Annotated in this window: 11 protein-coding genes; 2 read left to right on the forward strand and 9 right to left on the reverse strand. The window is 73.4% G+C overall.

Annotation, left to right across the window (positions count from 1 at the left end; translation table 11 throughout):
* Nucleotides 1–814: 814 nt before the first annotated feature.
* The gene (locus AB0I42_RS32695; RefSeq protein ID WP_357543555.1) at nucleotides 815–1,003 is read right to left on the reverse strand and encodes a DUF2795 domain-containing protein; all 189 of its coding nucleotides are present in this window, start codon (nucleotides 1,001–1,003) and stop codon (nucleotides 815–817) included.
* Nucleotides 1,004–1,407: 404 nt separating this feature from the next.
* Between AB0I42_RS32695 and AB0I42_RS32700 the strand changes: the two genes are divergently transcribed.
* Both AB0I42_RS32700 and AB0I42_RS32705 read left to right on the forward strand, forming a co-directional pair.
* The gene (locus AB0I42_RS32700) at nucleotides 1,408–2,268 is read left to right on the forward strand and encodes a class III extradiol ring-cleavage dioxygenase (RefSeq protein WP_357543557.1); all 861 of its coding nucleotides are present in this window, start codon (nucleotides 1,408–1,410) and stop codon (nucleotides 2,266–2,268) included.
* A gap of 52 nt (nucleotides 2,269–2,320) precedes the next feature.
* Complete coding sequence (locus tag AB0I42_RS32705) at nucleotides 2,321–3,103, forward strand: hypothetical protein (protein WP_357543559.1); 783 nt, start codon at nucleotides 2,321–2,323, stop codon at nucleotides 3,101–3,103.
* 202 nt (nucleotides 3,104–3,305) lie between these two features.
* Here the strand turns inward: AB0I42_RS32705 and AB0I42_RS32710 are convergent, their stop codons facing one another.
* The 8 genes from AB0I42_RS32710 to pelF form a co-directional block, all read right to left on the reverse strand.
* Nucleotides 3,306–4,001 (reverse strand): hypothetical protein, encoded by a 696-nt coding sequence (locus tag AB0I42_RS32710; protein WP_357543561.1) that lies wholly within the window; start codon nucleotides 3,999–4,001, stop codon nucleotides 3,306–3,308.
* Nucleotides 3,998–4,966: an NAD-dependent epimerase/dehydratase family protein gene (locus AB0I42_RS32715; RefSeq protein ID WP_357543563.1), complete on the reverse strand. Its 969-nt coding sequence runs from the start codon at nucleotides 4,964–4,966 to the stop codon at nucleotides 3,998–4,000. The genes AB0I42_RS32710 and AB0I42_RS32715 overlap by 4 nt, the downstream gene beginning before the upstream one ends.
* Nucleotides 4,963–6,264: a nucleotide sugar dehydrogenase gene (locus tag AB0I42_RS32720; RefSeq protein ID WP_357543565.1), complete on the reverse strand. Its 1,302-nt coding sequence runs from the start codon at nucleotides 6,262–6,264 to the stop codon at nucleotides 4,963–4,965. The genes AB0I42_RS32715 and AB0I42_RS32720 overlap by 4 nt, the downstream gene beginning before the upstream one ends.
* A gap of 40 nt (nucleotides 6,265–6,304) precedes the next feature.
* Nucleotides 6,305–7,225: an endo alpha-1,4 polygalactosaminidase gene (locus AB0I42_RS32725; protein WP_357543567.1), complete on the reverse strand. Its 921-nt coding sequence runs from the start codon at nucleotides 7,223–7,225 to the stop codon at nucleotides 6,305–6,307.
* A complete protein-coding gene (locus AB0I42_RS32730; protein ID WP_357543569.1) occupies nucleotides 7,222–8,121 on the reverse strand; it encodes an NAD-dependent epimerase/dehydratase family protein in 900 nt (299 codons plus the stop codon). The genes AB0I42_RS32725 and AB0I42_RS32730 overlap by 4 nt, the downstream gene beginning before the upstream one ends.
* Entirely contained in the window at nucleotides 8,118–8,846 is a 729-nt protein-coding gene (locus AB0I42_RS32735) for a nucleotidyltransferase family protein (protein ID WP_357543571.1), read from the reverse strand. The genes AB0I42_RS32730 and AB0I42_RS32735 overlap by 4 nt, the downstream gene beginning before the upstream one ends.
* Nucleotides 8,847–8,867: 21 nt before the next feature.
* Nucleotides 8,868–10,274 (reverse strand): hypothetical protein, encoded by a 1,407-nt coding sequence (locus AB0I42_RS32740; protein ID WP_357543573.1) that lies wholly within the window; start codon nucleotides 10,272–10,274, stop codon nucleotides 8,868–8,870.
* Nucleotides 10,271–11,568 (reverse strand): GT4 family glycosyltransferase PelF (gene pelF, locus AB0I42_RS32745; RefSeq protein WP_357543575.1); only part of this gene is annotated, 1,298 nt, incomplete at its 5' end. The genes AB0I42_RS32740 and pelF, both read right to left, overlap by 4 nt.

Raw genomic sequence — 11,568 nt, forward strand, 5'->3', positions numbered from 1 at the left:
TCTGGTCGTTCAGTGTCGCGGTCATCACGGCACCCTCCTCACCAGGCACAACGCCTGGCAGGTCAGGCCGGAAACACCGTTAAATCCACAGACCCTCGGGCGCGACGGTGCGTCGAGTTCGACGGTGCGTCGAGTGCGTCGAGCGGGACGCGTTCGAGCGCGGCGAGCGGGACGGTGCTCGAGCGCGGCGAGTGCGTCGAGCGCCTTGGGGCGGCTGCTTGCGGGGCGGCTGCACAGTTGCCCGGCCGTACAGCTGCCAGGCTGTACGGCTGCGCGGTGGGACGACTGCGCGGCTGCGCGGTGGGACGACTGTGGGTGGGACGACTGCGCGGCTATGCGGTGGGACGCGGCTGGGCCTGGTCCGTTCGTACCGTCGGGCACTCCGCCGACCGCTTACTCCGGCCGATGTAGAACGTTTGTTGTCGCCCCGGTGACAACAAACGTTCTAGATCCGCGGCTCGCACGCGGTCACCGGACGAACATGTGCGAGGCCATTCGCGTCGGACTGCTCGGCCCGGACGAGGCGGAACGTGGCAACAACGTGGCAACGAGGTCGTTCAATTGACGGTTCTGCAGCCAGCCGTTGCTGTTGATCTGGGCGGGAGAGACCTTATCCACCCCGGGTAAGGTCTCTCCCGCCCAGATCAACGTCTCCTTGTCAGGTCGGCGACCCGCGAAGACGCACCCTCCGCTGGGCGGGCTCGATCGTTCGCGGTTCAGGCGCTCGCCACGCCGTAGCAGGCGTGTCTGAACTGCAAATGATCATGGCGGCGGGGCCGCCGGCGGCCACTGGGCGGGCGAACGCCGCAGCGGGTCACGGGTGGTCGGGCAGATCGGTGAACTCGCTGGAGGTCTTGTAGTCCGTGTCCGGCAGCGTGCGCAGCAGGTCGAGGACCGGGTGGTCGGCTCCGTTGCGTAGGGCGTAGCGGATCATCTCCTGGCGGCTGGCCGGAAACTCCAGCCCCTTCAGATACGGGCGCGCGGCGGACAGATCGGCGGTCATGGGATATCGACTACCCCTCGGGCGCGCGCATACACGGCGTCTGCGGCGGGACCCGTCAACACGCCGGGCAGCGTCTACGGGTCCCACCCGTCAACACGGCCGGCCGAGTCCACGGGTTCCACAGGTCAACACGGCGAGCCGCGTCCGCGGGTGGGACCCGGCGGGACGGCGTTCACGGGTGCGACCCGGCGGGCCGCGTTCACGGGTGGGGCCGGAGAACAATGGCGGGTCGCGTCATCGGCGGGACCCGAGATCGCGGCGGGCCACGTACCCGGCGCCGTACAAGATCCCGGTGATGAGGGAGCTCGCGGCCCGACGCGCCGACGACACGCGCGACCCAATCCCTGATCACGGGGATCAAAGTGGAAGTTGAAGGTTCAATTAGATGGGGCTATCGTGGACGGGTGGTCACCTACCCGCTCGACCGGCACCTGGCCGCCGCGGTCCCGGCCAGCCGTGCCCAGCACACCTGGACCCCGGCCGACGGCCCGCTGCCCACGCTCTACCTCAGCCACGGCGCCCCGCCGCTGTTCGAGGACACCGAATGGATGGCGCAGCTCTTCGGTTGGGCGCACCGGCTGCCGAAGCCGAAGGCGATCCTCATCGTCAGCGCACACTGGGAGTCGGCCCCGCTGAGCCTGTCCAGTTCCGCCGCCGGCACCCCGCTCGTCTACGACTTCGGCGGCTTCGCCCGCCGCTACTACGAGATGACGTACGCCACGCCGGACGCGACCGCGCTGGCCAGGCGGGTGGCCGCCGCGATGCCCGACACCGAGCCGGTGCACGAGCATCGCGGGCGGGGGCTCGACCACGGGGCGTGGGTGCCGCTGAAGGTGATGTACCCCGACGGCGACGTGCCCGTACTCCAGTTGAGCCTGCCCACCCACGACCCGCACCGGCTGCTCGAACTCGGCCGGCGGCTGCGGCCGCTGCGCGACGAGGGGGTGCTCGTCGTCGGCTCGGGATTCATGACGCACGGGTTGCCGTTCCTGCGCCGCGCCGACGTCGACGGCACCGCGGGGCCGCCGGGCTGGTCGCGGGACTTCGACGCGTGGGCCGCCGACGCGCTGGCCCGCGGCGACGTCGAGACGCTGGCCGACTACGCGCACAAGGCGCCGGGAATGCCGTACGCGCACCCGACGGTCGAGCACTACACGCCGCTGTTCGTCACCCTCGGCGCGGCCGAACAACCCGACAAACCGGTTACCACCACCATCGACGGCTATTTCATGGGACTGTCGAAGCGGTCGTTCCAGACCGCCTGACGCCAGATCCCGGCGGCCGGCACCGACCTGGGCAGCCGATCGGGGGAGAGCCGTGCGAGCCAGCGTCGCCAGCGAGTCCGGCCGGCCCGACGGGCGTAACGAGGACTGGGCCGCGGCCTCGCCGGCCGGTGTCGCGGTGGTGCTCGACGGCCTGTCCGAGGCCGGCGGGACCGGCTGCCGGCACGGCACCCCCTGGTACGTGCACCAGCTCGGCGCCCGGCTGCTCGGCAACGCCGGTGTCGCCGACCGGCCGCTGGCCGACGCGCTCGCCGGTGCGATCGCCGACGTCGCCGCCCTGCACGACGGCTGCGACCTGACCCATCCGGGCACTCCGGGCGCGACCGTGGCGGTGCTGCGGGCCACCGCCACGGCCTGGGACTACCTGGTGCTCTCCGACGCCGTGCTCGTCATCGACGGCGGGGCCGAACCGGCCGTGGTCACCGACCGGCGCGCCGACCACCATCTCGCCGAGCTGTCCGCCGCCGCGGCCGCCGAAAACGGGTCGATCACGGATCTGGTCCGTGCCCAGCAGCTCATCCGCAACCGGCCCGGCGGCTACTGGGTGGCCCAGGTCGACCCGGCCGCAGCCGGGCACGCGGTCACCGGCACGATGCCGCCCGGCCGGGGTGCGCTGCTGCTCAGCGACGGTGCCGCGCTGGCGGTGACCGACTTCGGCGCGATGGGCTGGCGGGAACTGCTCGACGTCGGATACGCGGGCGGGCCCGAGGCGGTCATCGCCGCGACCCGTGAGCTGGAGTACCGCGACCCGGACCGTACGGTGTGGCCGCGCTACAAGCGGCACGACGACGCGACCGCGGTCCTCTGCCGGCCCTGACGGCCACGCGTCCGGCGCGCCGCGCCGAGCCACCCACCGTCCCGGCCGTCCCCGGCCGGCCCCCACCGACCCCGACCGGGCAGCACCGGCCCCGGCCGACCCCGACCAGGTCGCACCAGTCCCACCCGGCCCCGGCCGGACCGCACCGACCCCACCGGCCCCAGGCCGGCCCCGATCAGGGCCACCCCCGGGGGTAGGTGGGTCACAACCGCGTCAGGGCCCGGTCGCTGACGAAACTGTGCAGCCCGAACCGCCGGGCCCGCCGGCGGGCGAACTCGGCCAGCCCCTCGTCGTCGCAGTAGTCGAGGGCGTACAGGTCCAGGTCGAAGCCGAGCAGCCGCTCGGCGATCCGGGCGTGTGCCTCCAGGGTCGCCGGCGGCCACGGCGCGTACCCGGACGCGACCCAGGCCACCGAGAACGACTCGAACAGCACCCCGTCGACCAGGTCGGCGAGCCGGGACAGCAGCGCGAAGCCCCGGTTCGCCAGCAGGTAGTCCGGCCGGGCCTCCTCGCGCACCGCCGCGATCAGAGTCAGCATGTGGGGCAGGTCCTCGGGAAACGTCAGCTCGACGTTGAGCGAGTTGAGGAACAGCCCGCCGAAGCCGCCGGCCATCATCGCCCGCGCCTGGTCGACGACGTGCTGCATCCAGCCGGGATGGCCGACGTGGACGTACCGGCCGCCCCACTCCGGGTTCCGGTCGTGCCGGTGCCAGGGCGCCGGCGGCCCGTGGTCCTCCGACAGCGACAGGTGCCCGAGCGGCTGCGTGCCGTATCGCCGCAGCCGCCCGAGTTCCTCGGCGGGGTAGGAGCCGGGCTGGAGCACCACCCGGTCGTAGCGGGCCAGCCGTTCCCACCCCGCCGCCGCGCCGTAGTAGACCGCGAGCGGCCCGCCGGTCATCGCGGCCAGAACTCCCGGTACCAGTCGAAGGTCCGCCGCACCCCCTCCTCAAGGGTGACGGCCGGCTCGTAGCCGGTCAGCGCCCGCAGCCGGGACAGGTCCGGGCAGCGGCGGGCCACCGCGCCCGCCGGCGCGGGTGCCGGGTCGAGGCGCGGGTCCACCCCGGCGGTACGCAGCACCAGCTTCGCCAGGTCGCCGATGTTGGTCTCCTCGGCGTCGTTGCCGATGTGGACGATCTCCGTCTCGCCGGTCGGCGGTACGGCCATCAGCCGCACCATCGCCTCCACGGCGTCGTCGACGTGGCAGAAGGCCCGGTGCTGGTCGGCGCCGTAGACCCGGAACGGGTCCTCGCCGCGCAGCGCCCGCAGGGACAGTTCCGGGATGACGTGGTCGGCGCCCATCCGGGGGCCGTACACGTTGTGGAACCGGCCGACGACCGCCGGGAAGCCCTTGGCGCGGGCGGTGTGCACCACGGCGGCCTCGCCGAGCAGTTTGCTGATGGCGTAGCTGAACCGGGGTGCCCGCGGGTCGGCGACCACGACCGGTACGTCCTCGGCCGTCGGCACCGGCACGATGCCGAGGTCGACGCCGCCGGCGTACACCTCGCTGGTCGAGGCGAAGAACAGCCGGTTGCCGGCGTCGACCCAGTCGAGCAGGTGCAGGGCGGCGAGGCTGTTGACGCGCACCACCCGGGCCGGGTCCGACTCGACGTTGCGGACCCCGACGACGGCGGCGAGCAGGTAGGTCTGGTCGACGTCGCGCGGCAGCGCCGCCCAGGTGGCCGGGTGGGTCAGGTCGCCGGAGATGATCTCGACGCCGGGCCGGTCGCGCAGCCCGGCGAGGTCGCGGTCGTCGCGGCCCCGGGAGAAGTCGTCGACGATCGTCACCCGGTGGCCGTCGTGGACCAGCCGGCGGGCCAGGTGCAGGCCGATGAACCCGGCACCGCCGAGCAGCAGCGCCCTCACCGTGCCACCGCCGACCGGTAGCCGAGCCCGGCGTAGCCGACCCCGGCGGCGGTGATCGCCGCCTCGTCGAGGATGCGCCACGAGTCGTAGATCAGTTTGGGTCGGGCGGCGCCGAGCACCGAGTCGACCTGGATGGCCCGGTAGTCGGGGTGGTCGTTGACCACGAGTACGGCGTCGGAGTCGCTGAACGCCTTGTCGAGGCTGACCGGCTCGCCGCCGTACCGGCGGATCACGTCCGGGGTGACCAGCGGGTCGTGGCCGAGGACGGTGAGGCCGGCCGCCGCGAAGACCGGCATCATCGTCGCGATCGGGGTGCCGCGCATGTCGTCGGTGGCCGGCCAGCCCTTGTACGCCCAGCCGAGCACCGCCAGCCGGGCGCCCTCGGTCGTGCCGGTCCGTTCGCGGATCAGCCCGACGACCCGCTCGGCGACGTGCACCGGCAGGTGCTCGTTGAGTTCGCGGGCCCGCCCGACCAGGTACGGTGCCCGGTCACCGGCACTGTCGATCATGATGTACGGGTCCTTGGAGAGGCAGCCGCCGCCGACGTAGCCGGGCCGGGCCAGGTCGGGCCGGGGGTAGTCGACGTTCGCCGCCCGGATCACCTCCAGCGGGTCGAGCCCGTGCCGCTCGGCGATCAGCGCGATCTCGTTGCCGTACGCGTAGATCAGGTCGGTGTGGCAGTTGTTCGACAGCTTCACCAGTTCGGCCGCCTCCAGGCTGGACACCGGGACGAGTTGGGCCGCCAGCCCGCCGAAGAATTCCAGTCCGGCGCGCAGGCTGTCGTCGTCGAGCCCGCCGACGATCTGCGGCAGCTCGACCAGTTCGCGCAGCGCCTGGCCCTGGATGGTGCGTTCCGGCGCCATCACCAGCCGGGCCCGACCCCACGCCCGCAGCAGCACCGGCAGCACGACCGCCCGGCTGGTGCCGACCGGCACCGTGCTGCGGACCACCACCAGGGTGTCCGGGCCGCACGAGCGGGCCACCTGCTCCGCCCCGGCGGCCAGGTTGGTCAGGTCGGGCCGGTGGGTCCGCTCGTCGACCGGGGTCGACACGCAGATCACCGCGACGTCGACGGTGCCGGCGGGAAGCTCGGTGTCGACCAGGACGGTGCGGCCGACGGTCTGCGCGAGCACTTCCTGCACGCCCGGCTCGAAGATGTGTGGCCGCCCGCTGGACAGCGACTTGACCACCGCCGGCGCGGTGTCGGCGCCGTGGACGGTGAAGCCCTTGCGGGCCAGCGCGGCGGTCAGGGTGAGGCCGACATATCCCATGCCGACGACTCCGATGGTGCTTGGCACTCGTGATCTCCTTCTGGTGGACGGTTTCGTTCGTGGCCGGTCAGGCGCAGGGTGCGCTGATCCGGTCGAGGCCCCGGGTGGTGACATAGCCCGCGAACCCGGTCTCCCGGTACCGCGCACAGGCGGCCCGGACGTTGTCGGCGCGGCTGGCGTAGTCGACCGCGAGCACGGTCTTGCCGGCCGCGCGCAGCGCCGCGGCGTGGTCGAGGTTGCTGGCGCAGAACCCGGCGTCGCAGGGCTCGTCCGGGGCGCGGAAGAACAGTTCCTCCATGCCGACGCCGTCGACCGCGTCGAGGTAGCCGTCGTACTCGCGCAGCTCCGGGGAGTTCTGCGGGAAGACCAGCATCCCGGGCCGGCTGGCCCGGGCGTGCCCGCTGATCCGCCCGATCAGGTCGACCATCGCGCGGGCCAGGTCGTCGCGGCTGTGGCCGGGCACCAGCGCCAGGTCCAGTTCCTCGTACGCCAGCGGCGTGTCCAGGTAGATCCCGTCGAACCCGGCGGCGGCCGCCCGGTCGATCCGGGGCCGGACCACCCGGTCCCACCAGCGGGCGTCCCAGTAGCGGACGAAGAACTCCTCCGGCCAGTCCGGCCACCGGTTGAGGATCAGGTCACCGGCGTCGGCGCGCAGGCCCGGATACTCCGGGCGGTAGGTCTCGATGGCGCCGATCTCGAAGTACGCCAGCACCACCTTGCCCGAGGCGCGCAGCGCCGCCACCTCGTCGGCGGTGAAGTAGTCGTCCCGGCCGTCGCGGGCCAGGTCGATGACGGCGAGCTTGTGCGGGGCGCGGGCCAGTTCGGTCAGCTGGCCGCCCGGGTAGCCCTGCAACTGGTAGACCCAGCTCTCGACCGGGCCGGGCGGGGACACCGGTCCGGGGGTGCGGTCCGGTCCGGTGCACCCGCCCGCGGCCAGGGCGGCGACGGCCAGACCGGCCGCCGCCCGCCGCCACCACGTACGGCTCAACGCTCGTCCACCCCGGCCCAGACGGCCTTGACCGAGTCGGGCAGCTCGTACGCCGGCGTCCAGCCGAGCAGCCGGGCCGCCCGCGAGCCGTCGCCCCGCATCCAGTCGACGGCCGCCGACCGGCCCGGTGCCGCCGCCCGCTCCTGGATCCCGCCGGTGAAGCCGGCCTCCGCGGCCAGCAGCCGGACCAGTTCGCGGGACCGGACCGCCCGGCCGCTGGCCAGGTTGAACACCCGGGCGCCGGGGTCGGGGGCGAGCAGCGCGGCGACGACCCCGGCGGCGACGTCGCGTACGTCGACGAAGTCCCGGTGGGCCGACAGCGGTCCGAGGCAGATCGAGCCGGCGCCGGACCGCCGCGCGTCGTGGATCAGGCGGGCCGCCCGGCCGAGCATGTTCTCCTCGTGCAGGCCGGGCCCGATCGGGTTGAACACCCGCACCGTGATCCCGTCGACCTGGCCGGTGGCGCTGGCCAGGTCGAGCAGCCGGGTCGCCGCGAGGTGGCTGACGCCGTACTCGCTGACCGGGTCGGTCGGGTCGTCCTCGGCGACCGACGTGTCGGGCGGCACCCGGCCGTACTCGCCGGCGGAGCCGAGCCGGACGAACCGGAGTCCGGGGGTCGCCAGCGTGATCGCCTCGACGAGTTTCGCGGTCACCGCGGTGTTGGCCCGGACCAGGTCGTGGCCGCTGCCGGACAGCGCGCCGGTGCAGTTGACGACCGCGTCGGGCCGGGTCTCGCGCAGCAGTTCGGCCAGCTCGTCGACGGTGCCGTCGAGCAGGTCGAGGCGGTCGCGGCCGGGCCGGACGACGACGTCGACCCGCGGGTCGGCGGCCAGTATCCGGCACACCTGCCGCCCGATGAACCCGGATCCGCCGAAGACGACGATGCGCCCGCTCATACCTTCTCCTCCTGCCGGTGCCGCAGCAGGATCGGCCGCAGCTCGTCGAAGTTGCGGTTGGCCTCGTCGTAGTCCTCGGGCTGTCCGATGTCGACCCAGTAGCCGGTGAAGTCGTAGCTGGTCGGCTGCTCGTCGCGGGCGAGCAGGTCGAGGACGAGCTGGTCGAAACCGAGGGCCAGCCCGGCCGGGTACGGCGCCAGCGTGCGCCGCGACATGCCGTAGACGCCCATGCTCACCCGGTAGCGGAAGGTGGGCTTCTCGGTGAACCCGACGATCCGGCCGTCGTGCAGGTCGAGGACGCCGAAGTCGATGCCGACGCTGCGCGCCGCCGTCGCCACGGTCAGCGCGCCGTCGGACAGCGTGTGGGTGTGCAGCAGGTCGGCGAAGTCGAGGTCGGTCAGGACGTCGCCGTTCATCACCACGAAGTTCTCGGGCAGCCGGTCGCGCAGGGCGAACAGCGGTCCGACGGTCGACAGGGGGACGCGTTCCTCGGTGTAGTCGACGTGCAGCCCCCAGCGCGACCCGTCGCCGACGAACGCCCTGATCAGCGGTCCCAGGTGGTTGATCGCCAGGGTCACGGAGGTGAACCCGCAGGCGGAGAGCTGGTGCAGGACGATTTCCAGCACCGCGTGGTCATCGCCGATCGGGACCAGTGGCTTGGGTAGGGCGGTCGTGTACGGTCGCAGCCGTACGCCCTTGCCACCGGCCAGGATTACTGCGTGCATGTGTTGCCTCCGCCATCGTGATCATCGGTATCGCCAGGCCTGGGCGAGGATTCCGCCCAGTGCGGCGATGAGTGACACCTGCAGCAGCACCGCGCTGCCGAGGAAGAACACGGCGTCCTGGAGCGGGTCGGCGGTACCCGCTCCGATCTGCCGTGTCGTGAAGTGCGCGGCGAGGGCCACCGCGAGCGCCGCGCAGACCCGCGCGTAGCGGGCGTGGTTGGCGACGACGAAGACGAGGAAGTACGCGGCGCCGACGGCGACGTGGGCGGTGGCCAGCACCGCCCCGGCGTCGGTGAGCCGGTCGGTCGCGGACAGCAGCGCGAGCAGGACCATCGCCAGGCCGGACAGCAGCCCGGTGACGATGACGACCTCGGCGATCAGCCGGCGCCAGATCGCGGCGCCGAACTGGCGGGGGTAGCCGGTGCGGTGCAGCAGCCCGCGGGCGTACCCGCCGAAGGTGTGGGCCCGCCACTCGACCAGCCCCATGCCGGCGACCAGCGGCGCGGCCGCGACCGCCAGGTCGGCGGCCCCGGACAGGTACGGCGCGTTGGCGTGCAGCAGGAACGCGGCGGACAGCCCGGCGTACGCCAGCACGACCGGCAGCCGGGACAGTTCGGGGCGTACGGCGCGCGGGAACGACGGCTCGGGCCGGGCCGAGGCCGGCGGCCGGCCCGGGGCGGGGCGGGTGGTCCACCACACCGCGCACGCCAGCGCCGCGACGACGGAGGTGCCGCCGACCGTCACCGCCGGCCCGGTGGGTACGACACCGGCGACGTACCCGAGTCCGGCCAGCACACCGGGTGCCATCACCGCGAGCAGCGCGCCCTCGCGGCGGTGGAAGAGCGCCACGGTGGCCGCCATCTGGTAGGCGAGGATCGCGACGGCCAGCAGCACGAGCGGCCAGCCGCCGGCCGGGGAGGCGACGAGTCCGGTGCCGGCGGCGACCGGTGGGCCGACCAGCGCCGCGCCGCGCAGCAGCCGGCCGGAGGTGCGGTCCAGCCCGCGCCCGAGCAGCCGGTAGGCCAGCCACGCCGAGCACGACGCCCAGACCCAGCCGAGCCCGCCGACGGCGAGCAGCGCGACCACCATGGTCCGGCCGCCGACGAGCGCGAGCGCCACCGGGAAGAGCGCGCTGGGCGCCAGGTAGAGCAGGCCGTGCGAGATGTCGCGCAGCGCCCGGCCCTCGCCGTGGCGGGCCGTACGCGCCGACCGTTGGGCCGGGACCGGGCCGAGCCGGCGCCACACCTCCTCGGCGAGCATGAACACGTCCGCCTGGCCGTAGTCGGTCTGCGCCGACCGGTCGGTGATCCCGTCGGACTCCAGCGCCACGGCCACCTGCATCGCGTCGACCGGGCGCCCGAGCCGGGGCCGCATCCGCTCGACCAGCAGGTCCACCGGGTCGTAGTAGAGCTGTGCGGTGTCGGTCATCGGCCGGCCGCCAGCAGCGTGTCGCGGTAGATGCGCCGGTAGGCGTCGAGCGACTGGTCGACGGTGAAGTGCTCCAGCACCCGGGCGCGGGCGTCGGCGCCGAGCCGGGCCCGCAGCTGGTGGTCGCGCAGCAGGTGTACGCAGGCGCGGGCGACCGCGGCCGGGTCGCGCGGCGGCACCACCATCCCGGTCCGGTCGACCGCCTCGGAGACCCCGCCGACGTTGGTGGCCACCACCGGCCGGCCGCAGGCCATCGCCTCGACCACGGTGTACGGGAAGCCCTCGGAGATGCTGGTCAGGGCGACGATGCTGCCGTCGGCGTACGCCTGCGCGGGGTCGCCGGCGCGGCCCTCGAGGGTCGCCGCGCCGGTCAGGCCGAGTTCGGCGATCAGCTTCCGGCAGCTGTCGAGGTATTCGAGGCCGTCGGCCGGTGCCTCGCCGAACATCCGCAGCCGGGCGTCGGGGATCTTCGCGCGGACGATGGAGAACGCCCGGATGAGGGTGTGCAGGTCCTTCAGCGGGTCGATCCGGCCGAGGAAGACGATGGTCGGGGCGGCCGGATCGGTCGCGCTGGGCCGGAACCGGTCGGCGTCGATTCCGTTGTAGACGGTCGACATCCGGTCCGGGTCGGCGCCGTTGCGCAACTGCCACCGGCGGTTGTAGACGGAGTGCGGCGCGAGCGTGTCGACCATCAGGTAGCCGGCCCCGGTCAGTTCCCGGAAGAAGCTCAGCAACAGCACCTTCACCGCGTGCGGCGCGTCCTCGTCGAGGAAACCGAGGTAGCGCTCGCGCAGGTACATGCCGTGCTCGGACATCACCGACGGGGTGCCGTACCGCCACCGGGCGGTCATCGCGACCAGCACGCTCAGCCCGTTCATGGCGGCGTGGACCAGGTCGGCGCGGACCGGCGGCGCCGACAGCGGCCGCAGCATGTGCTCGAGCAGCCACAGGGCCCCGACGGCGTCGCCGAGGGTGATGCGCTCGTCGGAGTCGATGTGCAGCGCGTGCCAGGCGTCCAGCGTCATGGTCAGCGCGGTGTTCGAGGTCAGGGCGCCGGTCAGGTCGCCGCCGGTGGCGGCGTACTCGTGCATCTGGCGCAGGGCCAGCAGGAACCGGTTGCGTCTGGCCTCGGCCTGGACCGGCCGCGGTTCGAGCGGGCTCAGTACGGCGCTGAGGAACGCCGCGTACGCCGCCCGGAAGGTGAACAGCTCGGGATAGAAGGTGTTGGAGTGCCACAGGCTGGTCGGGTCGGTCTTCAGCGCGTGCCCGCCCCAGGCGATCTGCCAGGCTTGCA

Source organism: Polymorphospora sp. NPDC050346, assembly GCF_040655695.1.
GTDB classification, from domain to species: domain Bacteria; phylum Actinomycetota; class Actinomycetes; order Mycobacteriales; family Micromonosporaceae; genus Polymorphospora; species Polymorphospora lycopeni.

What these genes read in the sequence shown, in the direction of transcription:
- AB0I42_RS32695 (WP_357543555.1), bottom strand. Translation starts at nt 1,003, where the DNA reads ATGACCGCCGATCTGTCCGCCGCGCGCCCGTATCTGAAGGGGCTGGAG.
- AB0I42_RS32710 (WP_357543561.1), bottom strand. Translation starts at nt 4,001, where the DNA reads ATGACCGGCGGGCCGCTCGCGGTCTACTACGGCGCGGCGGCGGGGTGG.
- AB0I42_RS32730 (WP_357543569.1), bottom strand. Translation starts at nt 8,121, where the DNA reads ATGAGCGGGCGCATCGTCGTCTTCGGCGGATCCGGGTTCATCGGGCGG.
- AB0I42_RS32735 (WP_357543571.1), bottom strand. Translation starts at nt 8,846, where the DNA reads ATGCACGCAGTAATCCTGGCCGGTGGCAAGGGCGTACGGCTGCGACCG.
- AB0I42_RS32740 (WP_357543573.1), bottom strand. Translation starts at nt 10,274, where the DNA reads ATGACCGACACCGCACAGCTCTACTACGACCCGGTGGACCTGCTGGTC.